20 protein-coding genes are annotated in these 25,645 nt (G+C 52.0%); 10 read left to right on the forward strand and 10 right to left on the reverse strand.

Features of this window, described 5'->3' with window-relative positions:
- The first annotated feature begins 4 nt into the window (after positions 1-4).
- On the forward strand, positions 5-631 hold the full coding sequence (locus tag AC5S16_RS10800) for a DinB family protein (protein ID WP_493930067.1): 627 nt from the start codon (positions 5-7) through the stop codon (positions 629-631).
- 128 nt (positions 632-759) lie between these two features.
- Here AC5S16_RS10800 and AC5S16_RS10805 read toward each other — a convergent pair whose 3' ends face one another.
- From AC5S16_RS10805 to AC5S16_RS10815, 3 genes are read right to left on the reverse strand one after another with little or no spacing between them, the layout of a single operon-like run.
- Positions 760-1,179, reverse strand: coding sequence for a DUF3291 domain-containing protein (locus AC5S16_RS10805; RefSeq protein ID WP_493930068.1), 420 nt, complete (start codon positions 1,177-1,179; stop codon positions 760-762).
- 49 nt (positions 1,180-1,228) lie between these two features.
- Positions 1,229-1,720, reverse strand: a complete 492-nt coding sequence (locus AC5S16_RS10810) for a hypothetical protein (protein WP_493930069.1) — start codon at positions 1,718-1,720, stop codon at positions 1,229-1,231.
- On the reverse strand, positions 1,671-1,889 hold the full coding sequence (locus AC5S16_RS10815) for a hypothetical protein (RefSeq protein WP_493930070.1): 219 nt from the start codon (positions 1,887-1,889) through the stop codon (positions 1,671-1,673). The genes AC5S16_RS10810 and AC5S16_RS10815 overlap by 50 nt, the downstream gene beginning before the upstream one ends.
- 57 nt (positions 1,890-1,946) lie before the next feature.
- On the opposite strand from AC5S16_RS10815, the gene AC5S16_RS10820 reads away from it, so the two are divergent.
- The 3 genes from AC5S16_RS10820 (at position 1,947) to AC5S16_RS10830 (ending at position 8,490) form a co-directional block, all read left to right on the forward strand.
- Positions 1,947-3,908, forward strand: coding sequence for a CocE/NonD family hydrolase (locus tag AC5S16_RS10820; protein ID WP_493930071.1), 1,962 nt, complete (start codon positions 1,947-1,949; stop codon positions 3,906-3,908).
- A 333-nt stretch (positions 3,909-4,241) separates the two neighbouring features.
- Positions 4,242-6,815: a TonB-dependent receptor gene (locus AC5S16_RS10825; RefSeq protein ID WP_493930072.1), complete on the forward strand. Its 2,574-nt coding sequence runs from the start codon at positions 4,242-4,244 to the stop codon at positions 6,813-6,815.
- Positions 6,816-7,254: 439 nt separating this feature from the next.
- The gene (locus tag AC5S16_RS10830) at positions 7,255-8,490 is read left to right on the forward strand and encodes a vWA domain-containing protein (RefSeq protein WP_493930073.1); all 1,236 of its coding nucleotides are present in this window, start codon (positions 7,255-7,257) and stop codon (positions 8,488-8,490) included.
- A gap of 8 nt (positions 8,491-8,498) precedes the next feature.
- On the opposite strand, the gene AC5S16_RS10835 is transcribed toward AC5S16_RS10830, so the two are convergent.
- The 3 genes from AC5S16_RS10835 to AC5S16_RS10845 all read right to left on the reverse strand — a co-directional run bounded on the left by AC5S16_RS10835 (position 8,499) and on the right by AC5S16_RS10845 (position 11,189).
- Entirely contained in the window at positions 8,499-9,245 is a 747-nt protein-coding gene (locus tag AC5S16_RS10835; protein ID WP_493930074.1) for a class I SAM-dependent methyltransferase, read from the reverse strand.
- A gap of 133 nt (positions 9,246-9,378) precedes the next feature.
- Positions 9,379-10,257 (reverse strand): glycosyltransferase family 2 protein, encoded by an 879-nt coding sequence (locus AC5S16_RS10840; protein ID WP_493930075.1) that lies wholly within the window; start codon positions 10,255-10,257, stop codon positions 9,379-9,381.
- A gap of 2 nt (positions 10,258-10,259) precedes the next feature.
- Complete coding sequence (locus tag AC5S16_RS10845) at positions 10,260-11,189, reverse strand: glycosyltransferase family 2 protein (RefSeq protein WP_493930076.1); 930 nt, start codon at positions 11,187-11,189, stop codon at positions 10,260-10,262.
- A 159-nt stretch (positions 11,190-11,348) separates the two neighbouring features.
- On the opposite strand from AC5S16_RS10845, the gene AC5S16_RS10850 reads away from it, so the two are divergent.
- The 5 genes from AC5S16_RS10850 to AC5S16_RS10870 all read left to right on the forward strand — a co-directional run bounded on the left by AC5S16_RS10850 (position 11,349) and on the right by AC5S16_RS10870 (position 17,514).
- Positions 11,349-12,803, forward strand: a complete 1,455-nt coding sequence (locus AC5S16_RS10850; protein ID WP_493930077.1) for a lipopolysaccharide biosynthesis protein — start codon at positions 11,349-11,351, stop codon at positions 12,801-12,803.
- Positions 12,804-13,204: 401 nt separating this feature from the next.
- Complete coding sequence (locus AC5S16_RS10855) at positions 13,205-14,161, forward strand: glycosyltransferase family 2 protein (RefSeq protein ID WP_493930078.1); 957 nt, start codon at positions 13,205-13,207, stop codon at positions 14,159-14,161.
- Between the two features lie 91 nt (positions 14,162-14,252).
- Complete coding sequence (locus tag AC5S16_RS10860) at positions 14,253-15,452, forward strand: group 1 glycosyl transferase (protein ID WP_493930079.1); 1,200 nt, start codon at positions 14,253-14,255, stop codon at positions 15,450-15,452.
- 21 nt (positions 15,453-15,473) lie between these two features.
- Positions 15,474-16,607: an EpsG family protein gene (locus AC5S16_RS10865; RefSeq protein ID WP_493930080.1), complete on the forward strand. Its 1,134-nt coding sequence runs from the start codon at positions 15,474-15,476 to the stop codon at positions 16,605-16,607.
- A gap of 61 nt (positions 16,608-16,668) precedes the next feature.
- Positions 16,669-17,514: a class I SAM-dependent methyltransferase gene (locus AC5S16_RS10870; RefSeq protein ID WP_493930081.1), complete on the forward strand. Its 846-nt coding sequence runs from the start codon at positions 16,669-16,671 to the stop codon at positions 17,512-17,514.
- Between the two features lie 27 nt (positions 17,515-17,541).
- Here AC5S16_RS10870 and AC5S16_RS10875 read toward each other — a convergent pair whose 3' ends face one another.
- Positions 17,542-18,714 (reverse strand): glycosyltransferase family 9 protein, encoded by a 1,173-nt coding sequence (locus AC5S16_RS10875; RefSeq protein WP_493930082.1) that lies wholly within the window; start codon positions 18,712-18,714, stop codon positions 17,542-17,544.
- 229 nt (positions 18,715-18,943) lie between these two features.
- Here AC5S16_RS10875 and AC5S16_RS10880 point away from each other — a divergent pair, with 229 nt between their 5' ends.
- The gene (locus AC5S16_RS10880) at positions 18,944-20,056 is read left to right on the forward strand and encodes a glycosyltransferase (RefSeq protein ID WP_493930083.1); all 1,113 of its coding nucleotides are present in this window, start codon (positions 18,944-18,946) and stop codon (positions 20,054-20,056) included.
- A 47-nt stretch (positions 20,057-20,103) separates the two neighbouring features.
- Here AC5S16_RS10880 and AC5S16_RS10885 read toward each other — a convergent pair whose 3' ends face one another.
- From AC5S16_RS10885 to AC5S16_RS10895, 3 genes are read right to left on the reverse strand one after another with little or no spacing between them, the layout of a single operon-like run.
- Entirely contained in the window at positions 20,104-20,814 is a 711-nt protein-coding gene (locus AC5S16_RS10885) for a PP2C family protein-serine/threonine phosphatase (RefSeq protein ID WP_493930084.1), read from the reverse strand.
- A gap of 6 nt (positions 20,815-20,820) precedes the next feature.
- On the reverse strand, positions 20,821-22,908 hold the full coding sequence (locus AC5S16_RS10890; protein WP_493930085.1) for a 3-keto-alpha-glucoside-1,2-lyase-like domain-containing protein: 2,088 nt from the start codon (positions 22,906-22,908) through the stop codon (positions 20,821-20,823).
- A 59-nt stretch (positions 22,909-22,967) separates the two neighbouring features.
- The gene (locus AC5S16_RS10895; protein ID WP_493930086.1) at positions 22,968-25,637 is read right to left on the reverse strand and encodes an ATP-dependent Clp protease ATP-binding subunit; all 2,670 of its coding nucleotides are present in this window, start codon (positions 25,635-25,637) and stop codon (positions 22,968-22,970) included.
- Between the last annotated feature and the right edge of the window lie 8 nt (positions 25,638-25,645).

Raw genomic sequence — 25,645 nt, forward strand, 5'->3', positions numbered from 1 at the left:
AGCTATGCACCTCAAACGGACCTGTACGATGACTGCCCTGGCGGCCTGTTGCCTCCTGCTTGCCGCCTCCCTCTCCGCACAAGCACCCTCCGCAGCAGCAAAAATATCCCCGGCAAAAAGCATCGACACTGCCCTCAGCGGCCTCGAAAAAGATCTTGTCCCGCTTGCCGAAGCCATGCCGGCCGACAAGTACAACTTCGCCCCCAGCGCCGACATGTTCAAGCCCGGCCTGAGCCCCGACTATAAAGGCGTACGCACCTTCGGGCAGATGATCGCCCATCTCGCCCAGGCAAATTATTTTGTTTATCTCGGAGTACAGGGCCAGAAACCCGACAGTGATTTCGGCGCAAAGATGACCGCCATCGGCAAGCTCACTGATAAGGACAGCCTGGTAAAGGCGCTCAAGGATTCCTTCGCCGCCGCCCACACCGCCGTCGCCACCCTCACTCCCGAAAATGCGTGGGAACACGCCGGACGCGGCCCTGACGACACCCGCGCCGAACAGGCCATGTATGCCATCGCCCACGCCCGCGACCACTACGGCCAGCTCGTCGAATACCTGCGCATGAACGGCGTCGTTCCTCCGGCAAGCGAAGGAAGACCTTTGGCAAACCCCGGCAAAGAGAATTAGAAAACCATCTTGCAGCTCAGGCACGATGCATTTCATCATCTATGCCGCGCCGCGAACGGCTAAAGGAGGTGCTGGATGAACCGCTCCTCCTTACGAGTCGGTCCCATCGCACAACGGAGGCGACTTTCTCAGGTTCTGTTATCGCGGCGTAGTTCAGGTGGTCGAATTTGAAAGCTTTCGTGAGCAGCAGACGGATGGTTCACTTTGGAACGCCGCCCGTCCAGCTGCAGTCTTCGGTATGCTTCCTGCCAGTCAGGCTCTTGATCGGTTTCCTGCTCCCAATGCACCAGAGCAGCTTCGTCGCACCACTCCAGGAGCCATCGCATCACTTGTCCGTGCGGTCCAGCCAGCATGAAAGACCTCATCGCGGATTCTGTCGCCCATACAGTTCGCGTCCAGAATGTTTTGTCGGCATCACGTAGCAACGACGCTGCGAGGTTACCCTGAGAATTCCTGGCTTGCCGGAAAGAGCGAAGAGCAAAAAAGATAAAAGACGGAAAATATCGCCATGACCGGACGCGTAAGCGGGTAACGGAAATCACCGGCATAAACGTTGATTATACTTTTCGAAAAATCCATCCTGTCCTATGTGTGAAATCACTGTTTCTCTATAGGGCGGAATAAAAGATCGAACAAAGGCTGCCACGTTTTGCCGTTATCCGGGGAAGTCACAGCGGTTTCTCTCACGCCTTCGTGCACCGGTTTCCATATCGTGCGCTCGAGGACCCGATTGGCGTGGTCCGCGCCTGTCAGGACCATGCTCCCATCCTGAAGCGAGCCTTCGATGATGAGGTTTTCGCCCTGGTTGGTGACCCAGCTCTGCCGCCACATCTTTGTGGACGCGTCGTAAATACTGAAGCTCTCGCCGATCAGGCTCTTGCTCTTCCGCTCGTACCGTTCATGGATAACGCATCCATCAAGGATGCGGTCGATGCGCGCATACGCCACTTTCGATGAGCTCTTGACGTCATACACGTCCCATTCGCCCACCCAGAAATCGAATTGCCTGTTTTCAGGAGCCGAGCAAAATACGGTTTCACTATGAGCAGGCCTGCTCGCTATGGCAAAAAGCATAAGCATGGAAATCATTAGGACTTTCTTGAAGCGCAATTTCAGTCTCCAAAAACAAGTGTCCGATTGTTGTATCAAAAGTAAACGGAGGCAGATAGTCATTTTTCGCCCATCTTTTTCGGAAAGAGAGAGCCGCAGCATGCAATCCGGGCAGTAAATTATGGTTGGAAAAAGCTTTGTCTTGCATACTGGTTACATCCGGCGCAAAGCTTTCTGCACTGAATCACTTCTAAATGGAGACCTTATGAAGAACGCATTGACACTCGGCCTCGTTGTACTTGCCGCGGCGGCTGCAGTTCATGCACAGCAAAAGCCCTATACCGACGACCTGAATGTAAACTACAAAGCTCCGGCCGCGGATCTCGACTACACCCGGCGCGAAGCGATGGTCCCCATGCGCGATGGCGTGAAGCTGTTTACCGTGATCTGGATTCCCAACAACGCACACGATGCGCCCATCGTTCTCACGCGCACGCCTTACGACGCCGCGCACCGGATTGGCACACCCAATGCAATGCACCTGGTCGATGCGCTGCCGATCTCCGACCAGAACTTCGTGCGGGCTGGCTACATTCGTGTCTATCAGGATGTGCGTGGCAAATACGGTTCCGAGGGTGCCTATCTGATGACCCCGCCGCCGCTCGGTTCGGGCTACAACAATTCTGGCGCTGACGATACCACCGACGCGTGGGACACCATCGACTGGCTGGTAAAGAATGTGTCCGCATCGAACGGCCGCGTAGGCATGATCGGAAGCTCGTATGAAGGCTTCACCGTTGTCATGGCGCTGCTGCATCCCAATCCTGCGCTGAAGGTCGCTGCGCCGGAGAGCCCCATGGTGGATGGCTGGATGGGCGACGACTGGTTCCACTATGGAGCATTCCGCGTGCCCAACATCGACTATGTCCTGGGGCAGACCACTCGCCGCGGCTCAGGTATCTCCGTCCCGCATCCCGGCGATGACTACACCAACTTCCTTGAAGCAGGTACGGCAGGCAACTTCGCGCGGTCACGCGACATGGACCAGCTTCCCTTCTGGAAGGACATCGAGAACCATCCCAGCTACGACGGCTTTTGGCAGGCGCAGGCGCTGGACAAATTGATCGCGAAGACCGAGCTGACCGTTCCTACCATGTGGGAGCAGGGCCTGTGGGACCAGGAGGACATGTATGGGGCGAACCATAGCTACCGCGCCTGGGAGCCGAAAGACACCGCCAACACTATGAACTATCTCGTCATGGGCCCGTGGTTCCACTCGCAGATCAACCGCCAGGGCCGGGCCATCGGGCCTTTTGCATGGGCTACTGACACCGCCGAGCAATGGCGCCGCGATATGCTGCTGCCGTTCTTCAACCAGTATCTGAAGCCAGGCTCGCCTAAAGCCGACACGCCGCCGGTGTGGGTCTATGACACCGGCGCCGACCACTGGGACAGACTGCAGAAGTGGCCGGTGAGTTGCGAAGAAGGCTGCAGCATTCCCGCGAAGCAGCTCTATCTCGACGCCGATGGCAAGTTGAGCTTCGACGCTCCGAAGCCCAGGGCGAAGGACGATCACTACGATCAGTACGTCGCCGACCCTGCCAAACCTGTGCCTTACCGTCCGCGCCCGGTGGAGGGAGAAGGAAGTGGCTGGCGCACATGGCTGCTCACCGACCAGCGCTTCGTCGACGGACGTCCCGATGTGTTGACTTACGAGACTGCTCCATTGACCGAGCCGATGAAGCTTGCCGGCGAGCCCATCGCGCACCTCATCGCTTCTACCAGCGGAACAGACTCCGACTGGGTGGTGAAACTGATTGATGTCTACCCTATCGATCAGTCCCCGAGGCTCGACGCTGCAGGGACCTTCCCGGGCACGCTGGGCGTAACAGCCGACATGAGCGGTTATGAGTTGCCGCTCGGCATCGACATCTTTCGTGGCCGCTACCGCACCAGCTTCTCCCATCCCGAGGCGATCGCATCCAACCAGCCGCTCGAATATAAATTCGCGCTGCCGAACGTAGACCATACTTTCCTGCCCGGACATCGCATCATGGTGCAGATACAGTCCTCGCTGTTCCCGCTCTATGACCGTAACCCGCAGACCTTCGTGCCCAACATCTTCAATGCGCAGCCGTCGGATTTCATCAAAGCGACTCAGCGTATTTGGCATGAACCGGGAAAAGCCAGCTATATCTCACTGCCGGTTGTTCCGGTCTCCCAATAAAAACTTCACCAGAAACTCCCCGTCCTGTGGTTCCCGTCACAGGGCGGAAGTTTCTGGGAGCCAAGCCAGCTCGCTGATTGAAACAGTCATAAAACCGTCCGAATAGCCTGGGCTTCTCAGACGCGACGCGCGCCCCTGACCAGTCCGCGAAAAGCGTGCGAGGCCTTCTTGTGCCCGAATCCTCATCAATCCCAAACCTTCAATTAACATTAGCAATCAAAATATAATTAACTATGGTTAATTTACTATGGCATACTGAATTTAAGAGACGGCGTGCATTTCGCAGGCAAACCACCACTCTGCTTCTGCAGGCATTGCAACTGGGGGCCAATCATGAAACTGCAGTTAAAACAGCTGATTCACTTTGCCTTCGCATTGCTTATGGCCTCGGCTGCTGTTCCTCATCTGCCTGCGCAAAGCGGAGCCGCGACTGCGCTTTCCGGCATTGTGACCGATCCGAGCAGCGCGGTGCTGCCGGGCGCAAGAGTGACGTTGACTTTCATCAGAAGCGGAGCGCAGCGAGATGCAATCACTGACTCTCAGGGCAGTTTTCTCTTCCTGCAATTGAGCACGGGCGATTATCGCGTCAACGTCGAAGCTCCCGGCTTCGCAACCAGCACGCAGCAGGTGAAATATCAGGGAGTCCCTATCCATCTGAACATTTCTTTGTCGACTGCAGCCGCCATGACCGAGATCACAGTGAACGCCTCAAATAACGATCCCACCGAACCGGCACACGTCGATATCACGGCAGAGCAGATCGATCGCATGCCGGCCCAGAGCGTAAGCTCGCCCTTCAGCTCCCTTGTTACGTTGACGGCTCCTGGAGTCGCGGCCGATTCAAACGGCTCCTTCCATCCCCTCGGCGATCACGCGGAAGCCTCTTTCGTCGTGGACGGACAACCTGTCACCGATCAGCAGAGCCGCACTTTCTCCACTCAGGTTTCCTTGAACGCGTTGCAATCAGTAGAGGTGCGCGAAGGCGCTCCTGGAGCCGATGTAGGCGACAAAACCAGCATGGTCATTGTGGCGCAGACGCGTTCAGGGCTCGATCAGCGCACACCCCACGGATCGCTCGCCTTCAGTCGGGGATCATACGCAACCTCTACCGCAAGCGGAAATTTAGGATTCGGCACGGCCCGATTTGGCTCCTTCACCGCGATGGATGCGCTGAACAGCGGCCGCTTTCTGGACACGCCTGAAACTGTGGCTCTTCATGCCAGCGGCAATGCAGAAAACCTGATCGAGCGCCTCGACTACAAAGCAACGGAAAAGACCAGTCTGCAGCTCAATGCCAGCCTGAGCCGCTCCTGGTTCCAGACACCGAATACCTTCGACCAGCAGGCGCTCGGACAGAACCAGCGCCAGACAGTGGTGAGCTTCAATGTCGCGCCACAGATCCTGTATACCTTCAGCAGCCATGCGTTCAGCCAGACGAATTTCTGGGTGCGCCAGGATAAGATTCGCTACCGGCCTTCGGATGACATCTTCTCCGACACGCCGGCATATCTTCAGCAAGGCAGGCGTTTGACAAATGCGGGACTACGCTCCGAGCTGACCTGGAATCGGGGGCGGCACAATGCCATTGGCGGCGTGGAATTCAAACACACCTTTCTCGCCGAACAATTCACGACAGGCATTACAGCTCCCACCTACAACAGCCCGTGCCTCGGGCCGGACGGCGCGCCATCTTCAGACACGTCTGTTACCGATCCCTCACAGTGCGCCGCCGCCGGCCTTACCCCGAACAAATCCTTTCTTCCTGGCCTGCTCAGCATCGACCTTACCCGAGGCGGCAAAATCTATGACTTCCAGGGGTATACCGATATCAAGCAGTTGGCCCTCTTCGGGCAGGACTTCATCAAATTCGGGGACTTCACTGCCGATCTCGGCCTTCGCTTCGACAAATACAACGGCCTGGCCGGGAACTACGGCGGGCAGCCGCGAGTCGGCATGGTTTACAGCGCTCCTGCTCTGCATACCAGCTTGCATCTCAACTACTCGCGTATTTTCATCACGCCATATAACGAAAACCTGATCGTAGCCAGCTCCAGCGGCCCGGGCTCAGTGTCCGCCTCCATCGGTGCTGCCAATTCTGCAGTGCTCAACACGGGCCATCGCAACCAGTTCAACACTGGCTTCGAGACTGCTCTGAACCATTTCTCCCTGAGCGGTGAGTATTTCTGGAAATTCACTTACGGCGCCTACGACTTTGATGTCCTGCTGAACAGCCCGCTCACCTTCCCTACGCAATTTCGCAAATCGAAGATTGACGGCGGCCTTATGCGCCTCACGCTGAATCCCACGCATGGTTTCAACGGATTTCTCACTGTCAGCCATGTGCGCTCGCGTCTCTTTGGGCCGGAGCTCGGCGGCATCAGCTTCAGCGCTCCCTATAGCAACGTCGCTCGCCCTGATCACGACGAGGGCCTGGCCATGAATCTTAACCTCCGCTATCAGTTCGGCCACCACGGACCATGGATCAGCAGTTCGTATCGCTACGACGGAGGACTTGTTGCCGTCGCCGTGCCCAACATCCCAACCGCTCTCCAACTCACTGGAGATGAGCAGCAGCAAATGGGTCTTCACTGCGGCGCAGTCTTCGCCACCGTCTCTATGCCCTTGCGGTCCTGCTCAGGACCGATGAGCGCTACACGGCTTCGCATACCTGCTCCAGGCACAGAAAACGACGATACGAATCCGCCGCGTATCGCAGTCCGCAATACCGTCGATCTGTCCATCGGAGACGACGATCTTATTCGTCACGAAAACCAGAGCCTGGGAGTGCGCGCGGAGGTCGTCAACCTCAACAACACGAGTGCCCTTTATAACTTTCTCTCTACTTTCTCAGGAACGCACTTCCTGACCGGGCGCACTGTCACCGTTGGGCTTCGTTATAACTTTTGATCCGTATTTGGGACAACTTGGAATGACTTTCCTGTCCTGCCATCCCCGCTCGAACTCTTGTCAAGCCCCCAGGCACGCGGAAAACCCTGCAACCCTAACAAACCAAAGCAAAAACTCAATGCAAAAAGTTGGCATAACATTATGAGGAAAATTGATAAACTGGAAATAAGAGTAGGAAAAGCCCGCTGTGAAGCGGGCTTTTTAATTCTGGGCCCTCTGCTCTGAGACCTGGGCCCTGAAAAGAAAGTAATACTTAAAACAGACCCCTCTCTAAATATCTGAAAACACTGGAGTAGTGCACAAGCAATAGAAGAATCAATCACTTAGCAGGGGGTAACCCCCTCGTAAGTCATTGAAAATAAACAAAACCAATTGCTACATAGGGGGAGGGGGGTACCCCCCATTTGCCACAATCCCCAACTAAGCGCAGACTAAGCGCATGAAGCGCGTCCGCTACACCAAGTACGACGGCAGCCTCGCCGGCGAGATGAGCATGGAAGACCTGCTCAACGCCCTCTCCGACCTCCTCCTGGACTCCGGCTTCCAGAACCCCTGGTCGCAGTTCGGCGATCTCGACCAGACCATGGAGGCACTGAGGGAGGCCCTCCGCCAGGCCCTCGAATCAGGCGAGCTGTTCGACGAACGGATGCAGCAGAAGATCGACGAGCTTTCCGCCGAAGGCCAGCTCGACGACCTGATCGACCAGATCATCCAGCGCATGGAGCAGGAGAACTACATCTCCATCGAGCGCCCGCAAGAGTCAGTACAATCTCCATCTTCCTCCGGACAAGTCGGCCAAAACGAATCTGAGGTTCGATTCGAAGTCACCGACAAGAGCCTCGACTTCCTCGGCTACAAGACGCTGCGTGACCTGATGGGCTCGCTGGGCAAATCAAGCTACGGCCGCCACGACACCCGCCACTGGGCCACCGGCATCGAGGCCATCGGCGCCTCCAAGCCCTATGAATTCGGCGACACGCTCAATCTCGACACTGTAACCACGCTGACCTCAGCCATCGCCCGGGAGGGACTCTCCCTGCCCCTGAACCTCGAATACAACGACCTCCACGTCCACCAATGTGAGTACCAGAGCTCTTGCGCCACCGTGGTGATGCTCGACTGCTCGCACTCGATGATCCTGTACGGCGAAGACCGCTTCACCCCGGCCAAGCGCGTCGCCATGGCGCTCTCGCACCTCATCCGCACGCAGTACCCAGGGGACTCCCTGTCCCTTGTGCTCTTCCACGATTCAGCCGAGGAGATGCCGGTCTCGCAGCTGGCGAGGGTCAAGGTCGGCCCCTACTACACCAACACGAAGGAAGGCCTGCGGGTGGCCCAGCGCATTCTCGATCGCCAGAAGAAGGATATGAAGCAGATCGTGATGATCACCGATGGCAAACCCTCGGCGCTCACTCTGCCCGACGGCCGCATCTACAAAAATGCCTTTGGCCTCGACCCGCTGGTAGTGAGCGAGACGCTCGAAGAAGTCTCGCACTGCAAGCGCTCCGGCATCATGATCAACACCTTCATGCTCGCCTCCGACTTCGGCCTCGTCCAGTTCGTGCAGCGGGTCACAGCCATGTGCCGCGGCAAGGCCTACTTCACCACTCCGCACACACTAGGTGAATACCTGCTGATGGACTACATGCAACGCAAAATGAAGACGATCCACTAGGGAACGGATCAGGCCTGCCGGCTCAACACGACGATCAGCCGATAATACGGCTCGCCATCGGCGAAACGTAACAGAGATTCAAGCAGCCGAGGCGCATACTTAATAATTGCGAGTGAAGCCAGGACAAAGGACCGGCGAAATTCTCGCCGCATCATCCATGAATGAAACCGGATGCTCTCATTCCCGAACTTGGAAATATTCCAGCCGGGAAGGCCCTCAAAAAGAGAGCCATCAGGAAAGGACGCGAGCATGTGCTCATCCAGCCATACGGGAACTTCGAGATGTTTCTTCAGATAAGTCTCTCTTAGGGCGCGATCCGCATCATGAGCAGCTTTGCCGGAGGGAAAACAAAAGATCGCCAGGTTGCGCGTCACGCGAAGACTTTCGTGAATCACCGTTATTCTCAATTCAGGGGGCACATGTTCGAGCACATCGGAAGCGATTACTGCATCGAAGGCGTGGTCCTCGAATGGGAGCTCTGCTGCTGAAGCAACGACGGGGGTCATGGGCCATTGTGGCTGCCACGGAAACGACAGATCGCAACCAATAAAAGGTATCTTACGGAATTTCCCCAACCCTACAGGCCCAGAACCGATCTCCAATATAGAGCCCCTTGAAAACAGGTTGTGTTGTTTTAGAACTCGCAGAATTGGATAATATCGCGCTGCCCAATTGAGCAAAACTTTCCCTCCCCGGAATTTGAGCTGGCTATAATCGTTTAGCGCCAAACCAGTTGCATTGCTGTAGGCTAGCATAATCAATGCAGAGCTTAAGCTAGGCTGAGGCAAGGCCCTACTTCACCACCCCACATACGCTCGGCGAATCCTGCCGATGGCGCTGCATGCAGCGCAAAATGAAGGCGATCCACCAGACTTTTGCCCCAGAGCCTCAAAGAGGGATTTGTGGGCCCCAATTGCCGCATGCGTAGTCGATGGCTCCCTTTAGCATAAAGCGGAGTTTGGCAAGCTTGTGCTTTTCGAACAGAACAATGCCAACAGTCTCCATGAGCATCGCGCGCAATTCAAAACGGAGCCAGGACGATTCTTGCGGGAAACGGCTGAAGATGAACAGACGATTTCGGGTCATATAGTAACGCCGAGCTGCACTGTGATTCGACGTAATTAATCTTTTTCCCAAAAAACGGTGAATGGTTCGCTTCCCCAGCGAGTGAAGCAGGACTGCACGTTCGCTCTGGACGAGATGCAGCCCCATCGACCGGACCCGGAAACTGTATTCTGTATCAACCGAATCGATGAAAAGCCTCTCATCAAATGGTCCAACTCTTAGAAAAGTGTCGCGGTGTAACATGCTGCCCGAAGTCATCGTGGTCAGCGGCTCACCGGAAGGCGTTTTTGGCAGTGTGATGGCTGTCCTGGAAGGTTGATCCATGTAGGTCGGACAGACAATTCCGATATCGGCTGAACTGCGGGCCGCATCCAGCAAAGCATCGATGAAGCCTTCCGTGACTTTGCTGTCCTGGTCGAAAGTGACAAGCCATTCGTAGCCTTGCTCTATGGCGAAGCAAAAGCCGACATTAAGAGCAGCGGCGATGCCAAGATTCTTCTCATTGCGAATGACGGTGCATGGCACCGTCATTCGCAGTTCGTTGATTCTATAAAGGGCTGCATCCGATGATGCGTTGTCTACAATGACGATGGCATCCACCTGGCGGTTAAGCAAAGAAACATTGTGCAGCAAATCCGACCCGGGATTATATGCGATGATGATGGCGCAAACCGAGCCGACCTGAGATGGATGATTGTTCATTATTATGACTTATGCAGATAGTGAGCCCGACCTTTCGCTAGGTAGCAACGTAGAACAAAGTTCATGAGCCGGTTCGGGCACGCCATTCCAATCGACCAGTTGCCTAATCTTGCAAGGCCCTCCAAGGCAAAAGGGGTTGAAAGAATTGCTGCATGGAGAACACGCGTCCGGATGCTTGATTTCTGTTCAATGACATTCGGCCATTTTGAATTAAAGTATGCAACTGACTCACCCACCTTTACCATGCGACGGCATTGCTGAAGATACGAGGTTGGATGCAGGTGATAGGCCACCGCTTCCCGGAGAAAGACCATTTCCAGCCCCTGTTCCTTCTCCAGGCGGTAGCCCAGGTCGATATCCTCCATGGCCGCGTGCGGGAACGACTCGTCAAAAGGAAACTTCTTGAGCATATCCGTTTTGACTGACAGGTTACTTGTGTAAAAGTGCCGCCAGTTGGGTTTTACACCACGCAATAGCTCGCCGTAATGAAATTGCATTCCTTCCTGGTCTATCCAGCGCATGAAAGCAGTAACGGTCTGGCCTGTTTCGCACCAGCGGGTCAAACCCAGTCCAGCAACCTTTGAACTATTATGCGATCGATGTAGGTTCAAATGCTCTTCAATAAGCTGTGGAGCAGCAAAAATATCGTCACCTATCATTAGACAAATAGGTGAATCAGCCAAAGAAACAGCATGATTTCGAGCACGTGCCGGACCGACATTCTCCTGACGCACAAAGCGCATATGCAACGAGGTCCTATGTGCGTACGACTGGAGTGCCGGCCAGGTCTCATCCGTGCTTCCATCATCCACAATCACAACTTCAAAATCCCTACATGTCTGACGTTCGAGATGGTCCAGACACTGGAGGAGAGTATCAACCCGGTTGTAGGTAGGTATTAGAACTGCAAGCGGAAACCGAGAATCGTGCATATCACTCTTCAATAAAACAGCCGCTAGAGCCGGCAAATCAAGCTGGAAAAATGTAGTTTAACGATTATTGCCCTGTAGCGTAAATCTCGAAGGGTCATTCGTATTGGTTGGAGCGATTTTCAACCGGAACTCTCTATACGCCACTGAGGAACCGGGCTGATGATCTGTTATCTTGACGACAGCGTTAGGCTTTGCTGGATAGTCTTGCAAGCGTATCCCGACAATTTGACTTCCGCCATTCGCGTACGAGCATCGCTGCCTGGCTGGGGACATGGAGAATTTGATTATTTACGCATGAAGTCCGGTCTTCGACACCACGGCAGCCGCCTTCAAAGGGTAATCCGCCTTCTAGGATCCTTTTTCCTCGGACAGGGAGCGCTGCAAGGGGTTTCACTGCTCGCAGGCCTCTATCTGGTTCGAACGCTGAGCATAGATGCATATGCCCAGTTTGGAATTGCTTTTGGCCTTCAAACCACGGCCTCAGCCCTGATGGACTTTGGTTTGGCTAGCACGATTATACCTTTGGTCGGTGAGCAATTTGCAGACCGCCGCCTTGTTGGCAAGTACGTACGCGCTGCAACGCACCTGCGCGATCGAATTTTCTGGATAACTTCTCCGCTTGTAACTGCCGCCTTCCTGTTCACCACATATAAGCACGGCTGGGGCATCAAGATCGAAGCCTTTCTGCTGCTTTCTGTATTGCTCTCTCTCTATTCAAGTGGCAAGGTTTCATGTTTTTCGGCTCCACTTTTCCTGCATCGCCGCATACAGAATTATTACGCACCACAAACGCTCGGGGCTCTTGGGCGTCTCCTTCTGTATCTAGCGCTCGGATGCGAGAAATCCCTGAATTCGATGGGAGCGGCCCTATTGAATGCGTTAAACATTGCAGCGAACGGATGGCTAATCGGCAGAGCAAGTAAAAAACATTTCGATTGGCCTGATCATAATGATCCGAGTACTGAAAAGGAGATGATACGGTATATTCTGCCCGCAGCCCCAGTCATAATGCTTGGAGCATTTCAGGATCGGATTTCCCTTTTTCTAATCAGCATTTTCGGCTCTACCACTAGCATTGCGCAAGTTGCAGCCCTCGGTCGACTGGGCCAGATATCCATGGTTTTCATGACCTTCAACATTGTGATAGTTGAGCCATATGTGGCTCGGTTGCCCAGAGCCAGGCTGCGAGCGACATATCTGAAACTGCTGACCGGGGGAATATTGGCTACCGCCATTCTCAGCCTATTTTCATTTTTATTCCCTAGTCCTTTCATCTGGATACTGGGCCCCAAGTATCACACGCTTGAAAACTTGACAGGGTGGGTGATTACCACAGCTTGTATAAATTATGTCGCAGGCCTGATGTGGATTATGAACCGTTCGCGCAAATGGATATTCTGGAGAGGAACTATCCTGGAATTGGCACTGATTTTGCTCGTCCAGGTCGGATTTTTTCTTATTATCGGAGTCAGAACGACGCGCGAAGCCATCTTTTTCAACTTCGCTTCCAGCTTTTGCTACATACTTACACACAGCTATATAGCCATCTATGGGCACTCTCTCAAACAACCAGCGGAAACCGATGTGTCAGGCGATCTGCTATCCGGACTCTAGAGGCTGTTATAACTTCATAGGGCAGCGATGGAGCCGATTTTTTCCGTATTTTGCGAAGCAAGGCGCGACGGATATCAGGCTTGTCGTAGCTCATTTAGCGTACTCTTGCTGCATTTAATCTAGCAACTGCTTTTGCCCATTTGTTGGATCGCCCTGACAGGTGCAGACCGGGATCGCCTTAGTGCAATAATTTTCAGACTGCTACGCCTGCGTAAGAGCAGCGTGCCTGTTGAGATAGGATAGTGGAACACTGTCACAATTGCGTTCCATGCAACCGGCATGTTAAGGAAAGAGATAAGGAGTTCAATCGGTATCCCTTGCAGAATGAATTATTGGCTCTTGTTCTTAACCTGCAGCGGTCACGCTTAAGCGGAGCACCCTCGAGACGGGCAGGATAAACTGTGCAGCCATCTGAACGTATTTCCATTGCAATGTGTACATATAATGGCGCGCGCTACCTCCGCGAGCAGTTAGACAGCATCGCCCGCCAAACCCTCCTTCCGTACGAACTTGTCGTTTGCGACGATGGCTCAAGCGACGACACCATTGACATTTTGCGCGACTTTGGAGCCACAGCTCCCTTCAGAGTCCGGATATACGAGAACGAATTGAACCTGCGTCCGACGAAGAATTTCGAGAAAGCTATTGTGCTCTGCGAGGGCGATTTTATTGCGCTTTGCGATCAAGATGATTATTGGCTTCCCCGTAAACTGCAAACGCTAACCGAGTATATGAATTGCACAGGAGCTGGAGGGATCTTTACAGACGGAGAATTGATGGATGATGGTTCTAAAACAACTGGACAAACGTTGTGGAAGTCTATTTTCTTCACTCCAACGGAACAGCAAGCCTGGGTTCAAGGCGACTGGCCGTCCGTTCTTCTTAAACGGAATGTCGTCACAGGAGCAACACTGATGTTCAGGCAGAATTTGCGGGATTGTTTATTGCCCATTCCGCAATGCTGGGTACACGATGGTTGGTTTGCCTGGATGATTAGCCTTTATTCAAAACTGTCTTTTCTGCCAACACCTTTTATCCGCTATCGAGTACATCGAGAGCAACAGATTGGCGTTCCTTCAGCCTCTCTTCAAAAGAGGATACAGAAGGCCCGAGCTACCGGGACTGCAGAATATAATCTCATAGCAGATCAGTTCTCGGCTCTGAAGGAGCAGATCGAAGGATTCGAAAGTATTCCATCTCTTGGATCCAAAGTGCAGATGAAAATTAAACATTCCAAGTTTCGAGCCAACCTTAACCCTAGCCGCCCTAAACGCTTTAAGACAGTTTTACTAGAATACCAGAATTACTCGCTATACTCTCAAGGTATCTATAGCATGCTTAAGGATTTAATAATCTAAGCAGTATCTGTTTTATTAAGAAATCCTTGTTACTTTGTATTTATACGGGCCCACTTACAGCCTTTACCCTGCAAGAAGGACAACTATAGAAATGACGCGAGCAATTTGTACAATTATATCTCTTAATTATCTGCCTTATGCTCGAACGCTATATGAGTCATTTCAGAAATTCCATACCGATTGGAAATTTTATGTCCTAATAGTTGATCGCTTGCCTCCAGATACAACTCTCTCAGCCGACTTTGAGATAGTTTTTGTAGATGAACTAAAAATACCTGACTTTTTGTCAGTTGCCTTCAAATATGACGTGATTGCGTTGAATACCAATGTGAAACCGAGTTTCATGCATTTCCTGCTCGACAAAGGTATACAGCAATTGGTTTATCTGGACCCGGACATCTATATTTACTCACCGCTCAATCCTATTTTTGACTGTTTAAATCAGTGTTCAATTATCCTAATTCCTCACTCTACATCTCCGAATTTAACGAACCCTGAGTCTGAAATATCTCTGCTGGTAGCAGGCACATATAATCTTGGTTTTATCGCTATTTCAGATACTCAAGAGAGCAGGCGTTTTTTGGATTGGTGGGAAAAACGGTGTTTAGATATGGCATTTGATGAACCGCGAACAGGTTTATTCGTAGACCAAAAATGGATTAACCTGGTTCCCGCTTATTTTGAAGCTGTACATATTTTACGTCACTCCGGATGCAATGTTGCCTATTGGAATTTACACGAGCATTCTATTAGGCGACGTGGCTACGATTGGCTGGTAGACGATCAACCTTTGATCTTTTTTCATTTTAGCGGCATAGATGTAGATGGCGGCAATCGTATATCTAAGTATACGGATCAATTTACTTTGGAAACCCGCCCCGAGCTAAAGGAATTGTTTCAAGAATATCGTGAGCACTTGATTTCTCATGGAATTAGGAAAGCATTCAAATATCCATATGCATTCGGAATGTTTGATAATGGCCAGATAATAAACTGGTTGACACGAGCACTGTATGCGGCAAATCTTGAAAAGTTTGCCTCTGAAAACCCGTTCAGCACCTCATCGTCAATTTATGCCTGGGCCAAGCGGTCACATATTTTAGATTCTACGGATATGGCTAGATCGTATACATCCATGTCTTATCCAAGAACAGACTATCGACTGAAAATCATTCATTTCCTATTCAGGATGACTCTTCGCATTATTGGCGCAAATAACTATACGTTATTGATGAAATATTTCTCTTATATCTCAGTATTGCGTAATCAGAAAGATGTCTTTGGAGACTAGCGAGATTTAGGGGACTTCACAATGCAGCTTTTACTCGCCAATGCTGAACACCTGATACCTTATGTAATTCTTCTGGCGATATATTTTTTCCTGTCACTCCAGAGCGAGCTATTAAGGAATCGAGCATTTTCCGTGCCAGCACTGGGACTTCTCTTATTTTTTGCTGGGCTTAGAGAAGTGATGACACCAGACATGGAACGATATAGAGATATGTACGAAGATGTTGGTGCATTGAATGCTATCTCAGTTGAGCCATCTTTCTTTTTTATCTCGAAACTGCTCAACGTGCTAGGATTCGATTATCACGCACTCTTTTTTACATATACCCTTATTACATTGTTGTTTCTTTATTTGGGTATCAAGAATTATACAAATCAAATCAAGCTACCTCTTCTACTCTATATTCTACTTCCTGGCTGCTTTCTCAATATGTTTGTTGAGATGAGGCAAGTAAGCGCTGCTGCTATTGCCTTCTACGCAACGAGTCTATTAGGACGAAGCGATATAAAGTTTAGAACCCTGAAATGTCTGATTTTTGCAGCATTATCGGTTTCATTCCATTATTCCGCAATCATATATTGGATAATATTATTCATATCGCAAAAAATAATAAAGAAAACCTATTCATTTACCACCTATTTATTTTTTATCGTTCTAAGTCTACTCATCCCTACTTCTGTATTGATATATTTAATACAGATAACAGCATACCCTTTCCTGCCTGCTAAGTATCAGGCGTACATCAATATATTTTTAGAACTTCAAACGAGTTTAGCAGGATCGGGCCAGTTTCTAAAATCTCTGATTTACACGCTCCTGGCCATGTGTTTTATCCATTGGCAGACTCCCAGGCAAGATAAGAGCACCTCCCATATTCCATTAAATCTTTTTGTGTTTGGCGTCATCATTTTAAATTTGACTCGCGACTTTGGAGATCTCACACGATTAGCCTATTTCTTTCTAATTTTTCAAATAGTGCTATTCCCTCTCATCTTGGCCAGGATGAAAGATCGAAACTGGCAGCCATTAGCATCCTATTCTCTTGTCCTGTTCTATTTGGCTCAGTTCACCTGGGGTTTATTTTCTTACTCAGAAGAGGCGGGCAGCTACGTGTTCTTGCATTATCGAAACGCTCTGTTATCGGCCTTGCAATAAAGAATCTGAACCATTTTTTAACGCCCACAAATACGAGGTCTCAAATATGGATGGAAAGAACGTGGCAAGAGATCTTCTGAATCACGCCATTGACAGACTTCATGAAACGGGACGAATCCCGGTACCCTGCAAGATTTGTGGCTGCGAAACAAAACTTTTCGATGTTGTTGACTTCAATAAATCGTGCACTCCAAGTTTGTACCCACTAGGATTAGCCAGCATTCCAGTTTTTTACAGAATCTGCTTAGATTGTCAGTTTATCTTCACCGACTTCTTTGATGGTTTCAGCAGTGAGCAATGGCAGCGCTATGTTTACAATGACGACTATACGAAGATTGACCCCGAATATCTAGACAGGCGGCCTTTGCACAATGCAGCAGAGTTAGCATCGCTTCTCTTAGGTCGAAAAAGGCAGATCATTGGCTTGGATTATGGCGGTGGCAATGGCAAGACCGCTGAATTGCTCCGTCAGAGAGGCTGGGCCTATGACACATACGATCCATTCGGGCACACAGATATGGTTCCAGAACGAGTTGGAAGGTATAATTTTTGCTCAGCCTTTGAAGTATTCGAACACACACCAGACCCCATTAAAGCACTAGGCGCCATTGTAGAGAGAGCCTCACCTGATCGGCTGATTGTGCTAATTAGCACCGGGATTCATGACTCGGCAGTGTCACTACAGACACGTCTGGCATGGTGGTACGCAGCACCACGTAATGGACATGCCTCTTTATTTTCCCGTAAATCACTGCGGATTTTAGGCACGCGGTTTGGTCTGGATTATACTGCGGTCTCAAATGGCACACATCTGCTGTCTCGCAATATTAGTAATAAGGAGGCGATTTGGCTGCTGCTGCGCGGAAAGATGCTTAAGCGACTGAGAATAGCTTTGGCAAGACGTTAAGCAAGACGTTAACTTGCAGAGAACGGGCTACTTCCTATGGCTCTCCACCTGATCCACGGTAATCCCCGTTAAGCATGAACGATGCAAGCATCCCTGTTTCCTAAAGCAGGGGTGGCATGGGAGCAAATTGGTCACAATATGAGCGCCGAGCGGAGCCCAATGCATTGGATCAGCCATGCCGCCGTAAATCGAGATTACAGGCCGCCCTAAGGCCGATGCGATATGTCCGATGGATGTTTCGACACTATAAACAACCTCGGCTTTCCTAATTACACTCACCAGGCCTTCCCACGACAATGAATTACACAGATTAATTGCTGATGGCACAGCGGACGATATTTCTTCAGCCATAGCCGCATCTCGTCTGCCCTTTCCGGTAATGACAGGAACAATTCCATGATCAACGAGGTTCTGGGCCAGTCTTATCCAATTTTGTTGCGGCCAATCCCTCGTGGGGGTACTGGAGGCAGGATGCAGGATGCAAAACTTCCTTTGGTCGTAAAGCAAGGCATTTATATAGTCAGGAACGTCCTCGGAGATATTTGGCAGACAGGGCCATGCGCTTTTAATTAAATCAGGATCTAAGTTTAGTGGTTTCAGCAAATCCAATTGATGATGCAATTCGTGTCTGCGGTCGTATTGATATTTGTAAGAATGCGTCAATAATGGACGACCTCCCACCCGATCATAGCCAATGCGAATTGGAATATGTGCCTCATATAGAACTGAAATGAAGTTTGGAAACCATGCACGCAGCTCAATGGCTATGTCGTAGTTTTCCGCTTGAAGTTCTCGAATTACTTTTTGTCGCTGGCGATGGTAGTTCCAAACTGACCTCATCCTACTCTGACTGCTGCGCGTTAGATACCAATGATCTATAAAATGTATGCGTGCTATATTAGGGTGCTTTTCAATTACCTTACTAGAATATGTGCCTGTCAAGAAGCCAATGCTGACTCCTGGGATGGCCTTCTGCAAAAGCGGCAACAACGCTGTCGAAATTACAACATCTCCAATATGTCCACCATTAACGACGAGTATTTTTCTAATAGCAGTCTTGTCGACAAAAGTTTGGCTATATCCTTCCGCGCGCAAGGGATGTGCTATAACATCCAATACGCGAAACATCACATCTTGGAATTTATACTTAGCCTTGTACCTTTTGACCACTGCTTCATTCTGGCTAAAATCAGTATGCATGTCTGGTATAACTATAATAATCTCCCGTTGGGATCTGCATTATGAGGGCATTGAAGCACGAGGCTGGACGAAGATGGCGAGCTTTTACCAAGAACACGGGATCAGTGCGGCGACATTCTGCCCGTGGAAATTTCGACTGACGGAGCACACAGCCTACGCCGACCAGCCGATCGAGCTATTTGCACTCGATTGAATCGCCACATTCTGCTCTATACTCAGGTAGCAGGCAATGCTCGACGATTTTTCGATACTTCATCTGGGAAAATTCTACCCACCTCATATGGGAGGAATGGAAACACACCTGCGTGAACTTGCAATACGCCAGGCACGGCACGCATCAGTCAAAGTGATTGTTTCCAATCATTCTGCCCGGTATCAACAAGCAATGATCGACGGAGTATACGTAACCAGAGTTCCTTGCCTGGGAACGATTGCATCAATGCCGATCTGCCCTTCGCTTGCAGGAATAATAAAACAATCCCCTACTGATCTGGTGCACATCCACGTGCCGAATCCGGGTGCGGCTTTAGCATTTCTCTTAAGTATCCATAAAGGGAAAGTGATTGTCACCCATCATGCAGACACTTTAGGCCGTAAAGTACTCCGTCGCTTTAGTGATCCATTTGTTCATAAAGTAATGAACCGTGCAGAGGCAATTATCGTCACTTCCAAGAGTTATATGAGGTCCTCCGAAGAGTTACAAAATTGGACGCATAAGTGCCACGTCATTCCCTTGGGTATAGACCTAACCCCTTTTCAAGGAACCTCAAGTCAGGCTAGCAAGCTCGTTCGTCAGAAGTATGGCCAACGGCTGGTCCTGTCCGTTGGACGTCTCGTTCCATATAAAGGCTTTGAATACCTTATCCGGAGCATGAAAAACGTGAATGGAACATTGCTCCTGGTCGGAACCGGACCTCTTCATGATCAGTTACAAGCTTGCATTCGTGAGTGTGGCGTGCAGAACAAAGTGCACATGCTAGGGCATGTGCACGAGATTGCGCCATATTATTCTGCTGCAGATATATTTGTGCTCCCCTCCATCACCCGTGCCGAGGCATTTGGAGTTGTTCAGATAGAGGCAATGGCTTCAGGCCTTCCTATTATTAATACTGATATTGCCTCCGGAGTTCCGGATGTATCGTTAAATGGGCAGACTGGGATAACGGTCCCTCCCAGAAGTGAGGAAGCTCTTTCAGAGGCAATGAATCGCCTACTGGATAATGCAGAGCTTCGGAAGCGATTTGGCGATGCGGCACGAGAACGCGCAACAGCAGAATTTTCTATAGAAACCATGGTTGATAAAACCATTGATCTCTACCGCTCAGTACTGAATAAACCTTGAAAAACAGACGAACAACAGGCAGGCATATCGCGCATCTTGGCCTGTAGTTAGTCAATCGCCACAACAAGACATGTGATGTTGTCGGTGCTGCCAGCTCTTGTGGCGGCGTCTGCCAGTTGGCTGCAGGCGTGTTCAGGCGAAATGGATGCAATCAGGGTGCTTAGAATTTCCGAGTTGGATAATGGTTTGGTCAGACCGTCGGTAGCCAAGAGGAAACAGTCTCCTATTTGAACACGAACTGACGTGACTTCCGGTACGACGAAATCTCCTGCGCCTAGAGCCTGCGTCAGAATTCCTTCCAGCTCGGGCGCGTGGCCGCTCAATCCGCTCCGAAGACGTTCTGCCAGCAGTGAGTGATCTTCGGTTAATCGGTGCAGAGCTCCATTGCGGAACAGATATGCGCGGCTGTCTCCTACGTGCACAATCCACATACGGCTGCCTTCAAGATACGCGGAGACGATGGTAGTGCACATCCCTGCATAGAGCGCTTCACGCTCCGCGGCCTCGCGCAATGCGTGATTGGCCTTCTGGACTACACGATGCAAGGAAGAGCCGCCGCCATGCCCATTCACTCCGGGATGAAAATGGTCAAGGACGGTATCGAGCACAAGCCTGCTTGCCACTTCACCCGCGCGGTTGCCGCCGACTCCATCGCACACGGCAAACAGGCCTCGCTCAAGATCGAAGCCGAATGCATCTTCATTGATGCGTCTGCGGCCCGCATGACTTTCCGCCGCAGCCCGGATGCGAATCTCCATAAAATGTTATGCCTTTTTGCGTTCGTAGCCGAGACGAAGCACGACGGTGCCGCCGAGATCAATGCGCGCCCGTCTGCTTAATGGAACAGCTGCTCCTGGCTGCACAGGCTTGCCATCGACTTTGGTTCCATTTGAGCTGTTCATGTCCTTGAGCAGCAGATGCCCGTTTTTCCTTTGCACTTCGCAGTGGAAGCGCGAGACCATGTGCTCGACATCGCGGACAACGATGTCGTTCTTTTGTCCTCCATCCTGCACAATGGCGCCAATGCGCACTACATCGCGGTCCAATGGATATCGGCGCCCCTGATCCAACCCCTGCACCACTTCGAGCACTGGGTGACGGCTCAGTCGGCGCCTGCGGAACAGGAAGAAGCTCCCGCCGAAGAGCGCGGCGATGCCTACAGCGCCTCCGGTAAAGAACAGCCGATGGCGCAGATTCGTTGCTGCATCGATGCGCCGCCGCAGATCACTCACGATAGGATTGGATGGAGCGAGCCTCTCAGCAATGCGCAGAGAGCGATCAGCATCCTTGATATGTCCACCAAGGAAGCTGGCCTGCGCGGATGCAAGGCTGCTTTGCAGTTGCAGTTCTTTTTCACTTTGCGTCTGCGTCTGCACCTGTTGTTGCTGTTGCTGCTGCTGCGCCTGTGCCTGTTGCTGCTCCAGCTTTTGCTGCGCTTCCTTATATCCCTGAATTGCGGCAGCATTGCTTGGATCCATTTTTATGACCTGATCATAGAGACTCATCTGCTCCTGCGGATCGGAGCTTTTCACCGCACGGCTGATCAAGTCAGCGGACTTCGAACGCACCTGGGGAGACGGGACACCAAGAGCAGCTGCGATCTGGGCTGTTTGCGCGGAAGTATCCGTTGTAGTGGGAGTGCTAGTGCTTGTGGCAGCCGCTGGCGTCGCCTTTGCCACTGCAGGCGGTTCGTATTTGACTACGCCGCCAGCCTGTGGAATGGCTGCGGCAGCGATGGCTTTGAAGTCAACAGCATGTGCTTCCGGCGGGATGGCAAGACTGATAGCGCCACCTCCAACACGCGCGCCTTGTTGCAGCGCGGCAGCCTCAGGGCGCGTGTCCGTGTAGACGGTCGCGAGTGCGCCATTCAGGAAAATGAACAATGAACGCCCATCTGCGATAACGGTTTCGAGCACACTGCCATTGCTGTTGTCTACAGGCTTGCGCGGTTTCGCCAGCGTGCCAATCTCTCCGACATGCGATCCTATCCCTAATGGATATCCGGTACCGATGGTGCCGGCTTGATTGCGGATATAGAGAGCGGGATAGGCATCCTTCTTGTTGGCATCGACGTTTGCGGTGGCTCTGAACCTGAGGATGAAATTGTCATACTGTGTTCCACTTTCGATCGCGCCAGGACCTTTTTCTCCATGCACCGCGCCGTCTTTCACGCTCCAGTCGGCACTATGCGGCTTGCTGTTTCCACCGCCAAAGACATGAAACAGACCTTTGCCGGGCTGATGCTGGTAAGGGATATTTTTCCAGCCGGACAAGTCTGTTCCGTCAAATACCTGTTTTACGTCCAGCGGTCTTGCGCGCAGATTCCGCAGATCAAGCCCTGCTCCGCGCGCTGATTCAAATTCGATATATCCGGCATGGACAGCGTCATCGTGGATATCAGTTGTTGTACGGCCGTCGATTTCTACTTTGATATGGCTGCCATTTGCCTCTACGGTGACACTGTGCCATGTGTTCAGAGATACAGGAGCAGGCTGTGCGGCATTACGGTTGACGACGCTTCCTGCCGGCCAGTCTTTTACTGAGTCAGACAGCGGAATGCGATAACCGCTTTCGGCGGGCTCGCCGTCGTGGCTTGTACGAATACGCAATGCGGCGCTTGAAGGAGTTGCATTGATGCGGTAATCGAACTTCAAAATAAAGTCGGCCAATGGATATGCCGTAATAATGTGGCGGGTGAAACCCATGTCCGACGACAGCATGTCGTCCTTTGTCTGCCAATCGCCGCCCCCATTCCATCCGGACAATGTTCCGTCAAAGAGGCGTAACCAGCCTTCTTCCATCTCTGCCGGCGTAAGCGGGTCCGCGAAAACATATGACAGGCAGAATGCCATTACATTTGCCAATATGAATACAGCCGGCCACTTCTTCCAATTGCCTCGTACACGCATGGTCAGCTTACCCTCACTGTTTCTTCCGGATTTGCAGGTTGATCAGCTTCAGTAAGACTGAAGCTCAGTTCATTTTCATTTTCGAGATCAATGGTGATGCGATCACCAGGATGCGATTCTTCCGAAAGCAACAGGCTGGCAAGCGGCGACAACACCAGCTGCTGCATCGTGCGCTGTGCAGGGCGCGCGCCATACTCAGGATCGTAGGATTGCTTTGCCAGATATGCGATTGCTTCAGGCGTTACGTCAAGAACCAGCTGGCGGTCTTCGTCCAGCTTGCGCGCAAGCTTATTGAGGTGCATTCTGACAATGCGTTCCAGCTCTGTTTCAGAAAGCGCATTGAAGGCGACGATCTGCCCAATGCGATTGTAGAGCTCAGGGCGCAGGCTGGCGCGAACCACTTCAAGAATGATGTTGCGCCGCTCTTCCGGATCTTCACTGCTCGCCATCGCCTCACGGACGCCAAGATTCGATGTGAAGATGACAATGGTGTTGGAGAAATCACAGAAGCGGCCCTTCGCATCAGTCAGCCGGCCTTCATCCAGCACGCCGAGCAGAAGATCGAGGATTTCCGGATGACCTTTCTCTACTTCATCGAACAGGACAATGGAGAATGGAGAGCGGCGTACCTGTTCAGTGAGGAAGCCGCCTTCGTCAGAACCGACTAATCCCGGACGTGAGCCAATCAGGCCGGAAACGGAGGACTTGTCCTTGTACTCACCCATGTCGATGCGAATGAGCGCGTGCTCATCGTCAAACAAGCCTTCTGCGAGCGCTTTTGCCAATTCTGTTTTGCCAACGCCGGTTGGGCCGACAAAGAGAAATGAGTTCGGTGTCTGGCGCAGCTCGAGATCGGCGCGCATGCGCCGTGCTGCTTCTGCAACTGCAGTAATAGCTGCAGACTGGCCGAAGACGCGCGCTGCCAGGCGCTCATCGAGATGGAGCAGACGCTCGCGCTCGCTTTCCATCAACCGCTGAATGGGAATACCAGTGCGCTCGCCGATGACTTCTGCAATATGCTCGGCAGTGACCTCAGACGGGATCATAGGATTTTCGCGCAGTGTATTCACGCGCGCTTCGAGATCGCTGCGCTGCTCCTCGAGATATTTGAGACTTCCATAACGGAGTTCTGCTGCCTTGGCCACGTCGCCGGAAGTTTCAGCCTGCTTGAGCAGACGGTTCTGTTCCTCAATTGCAGCCTGCGTCTTCTGCAAATCTGCTGTAGAGTTTCGTGCTTCCTGCCATGCTGCGGTTGAAGCTTCCACCTGCGGGGCAAGCTCTGCAATCTCTTTTTCGAGAAGCGGTATGGCTTTCTTTTTCTGCGTGCTGTCAGGGCCATTGCGCAGCGCTTCCAGCTCAGCTCTTTTGCGCGTAAGCAGGCGAGCCTGTTGATCGATGTGCGTCGGCGTGGACTCTTTCTGCATGCGCAGCCGCGAAGTCGCGGCATCGATCACATCGATCGCCTTATCAGGCATATAACGGTCACGGATGTAGCGTCGGGACAGCTTGATGGCTGCATGCAATGCATCATCCGAAAGCCGCACACCATGAAATGTTTCATAGCGCTCGCGCAAGCCGCGCAAAATGGAGAGCATCGCCTCGTCGTCAGGCTCTTTTACCTGAACCTGCTCAAAACGCCGGGCGAGTGCTCCATCTTTCTCGATGCGTTCGCGGTATTCATCAAATGTCGTGGCACCGACGCAGCGAAGCTCTCCGCGAGCCAATGCAGGCTTGAGGATGTTGGCGGCATCCATGCCGCCTTCAGTGCCGCCGGCTCCGACAAGCTGGTGCAGTTCATCCATGAAAAGGATGATCTCGCCGCGCCGGGCGCGCACTTCTTCGACGACTGACTTGATGCGTTCTTCAAATTCGCCGCGATACTTTGCACCGGCCACCAGCGCCGGCAGATCGAGCGCATACAAGCGGCAGGCACGCAGGCTGTCAGGAACATCGCCTGCGGCGATGCGCAGGGCAAGACCTTCCACGACTGCGGTCTTCCCTACCCCTGGATCACCAACGAGCACAGGATTGTTCTTCGTCTTGCGCAAGAGCGTCTGAATCATCGAGCGGATTTCTTCATCGCGCCCGATCACCGGATCGATCTTCCCTTCCGCAGCTTCTGCAGTTAGATCGCGTCCGTACCGTTCAAGCATCTTTTCCGGAACCGGCGCACCGTGGCCATGCTCCTTCTTTTCCGGCTGATAGGTTTCATTCAGAGTGCGCTGCGTGCCTTCAATCTTCTGCACGCTCTCTTTGGTCACGCCCGCTTCGCGCAAATCCTTGCGTACATCGTCACGCAGATCGCCAATACTTTGATCGACAGCGGCGAGTACTGCGTCAATCGGTTCCACTGAAGGCGAGTTGCGTTCCGTTGCATTGGCAAAACTGCGTTCCAAAAGATTGCGCAGAGCCTTCGAGGCGACAGGACGACGGCCCGGCTCCAGCTTTCCGGAAACACTCTGGTTCAGGCGCGAGGCCAGTCCGTCGAGCAGAGGGCCAACAGCGATGCCATTTCGTTCGAGAAGTGCGAAGAGGCTGCTTTCGTGGTCGAGCAAGGTGTAGAGCAGGTGTTCAGGCTGAATGAGGGCCTGTTGCCGTTCGGCCGCGAGAAGGCGGGCCTGCTCCAGGGCCTGTTCCATTGCATCAGATAGCGCACTGAGATCTAGCTGCATGGTTCTCC

It is taken from the genome of Acidobacterium sp. FHG110202_01, from assembly GCF_059115305.1.

Excerpts from the sequence above, each read along its gene's own strand:
- AC5S16_RS10800 (WP_493930067.1), top strand. The coding sequence starts at position 5 with ATGCACCTCAAACGGACCTGTACGATGACTGCCCTGGCGGCCTGTTGC.
- AC5S16_RS10805 (WP_493930068.1), bottom strand. The coding sequence starts at position 1,179 with ATGCCGGTGATTTCCGTTACCCGCTTACGCGTCCGGTCATGGCGATAT.
- AC5S16_RS10810 (WP_493930069.1), bottom strand. The coding sequence starts at position 1,720 with ATGATTTCCATGCTTATGCTTTTTGCCATAGCGAGCAGGCCTGCTCAT.
- AC5S16_RS10815 (WP_493930070.1), bottom strand. The coding sequence starts at position 1,889 with ATGCAAGACAAAGCTTTTTCCAACCATAATTTACTGCCCGGATTGCAT.
- AC5S16_RS10820 (WP_493930071.1), top strand. The coding sequence starts at position 1,947 with ATGAAGAACGCATTGACACTCGGCCTCGTTGTACTTGCCGCGGCGGCT.
- AC5S16_RS10825 (WP_493930072.1), top strand. The coding sequence starts at position 4,242 with ATGAAACTGCAGTTAAAACAGCTGATTCACTTTGCCTTCGCATTGCTT.
- AC5S16_RS10830 (WP_493930073.1), top strand. The coding sequence starts at position 7,255 with ATGAAGCGCGTCCGCTACACCAAGTACGACGGCAGCCTCGCCGGCGAG.
- AC5S16_RS10835 (WP_493930074.1), bottom strand. The coding sequence starts at position 9,245 with ATGCTAGCCTACAGCAATGCAACTGGTTTGGCGCTAAACGATTATAGC.
- AC5S16_RS10840 (WP_493930075.1), bottom strand. The coding sequence starts at position 10,257 with ATGAACAATCATCCATCTCAGGTCGGCTCGGTTTGCGCCATCATCATC.
- AC5S16_RS10845 (WP_493930076.1), bottom strand. The coding sequence starts at position 11,189 with ATGCACGATTCTCGGTTTCCGCTTGCAGTTCTAATACCTACCTACAAC.
- AC5S16_RS10850 (WP_493930077.1), top strand. The coding sequence starts at position 11,349 with ATGATCTGTTATCTTGACGACAGCGTTAGGCTTTGCTGGATAGTCTTG.
- AC5S16_RS10860 (WP_493930079.1), top strand. The coding sequence starts at position 14,253 with ATGACGCGAGCAATTTGTACAATTATATCTCTTAATTATCTGCCTTAT.
- AC5S16_RS10865 (WP_493930080.1), top strand. The coding sequence starts at position 15,474 with ATGCAGCTTTTACTCGCCAATGCTGAACACCTGATACCTTATGTAATT.
- AC5S16_RS10875 (WP_493930082.1), bottom strand. The coding sequence starts at position 18,714 with ATGCATACTGATTTTAGCCAGAATGAAGCAGTGGTCAAAAGGTACAAG.
- AC5S16_RS10880 (WP_493930083.1), top strand. The coding sequence starts at position 18,944 with ATGCTCGACGATTTTTCGATACTTCATCTGGGAAAATTCTACCCACCT.
- AC5S16_RS10885 (WP_493930084.1), bottom strand. The coding sequence starts at position 20,814 with ATGGAGATTCGCATCCGGGCTGCGGCGGAAAGTCATGCGGGCCGCAGA.
- AC5S16_RS10890 (WP_493930085.1), bottom strand. The coding sequence starts at position 22,908 with ATGGCATTCTGCCTGTCATATGTTTTCGCGGACCCGCTTACGCCGGCA.
- AC5S16_RS10895 (WP_493930086.1), bottom strand. The coding sequence starts at position 25,637 with ATGCAGCTAGATCTCAGTGCGCTATCTGATGCAATGGAACAGGCCCTG.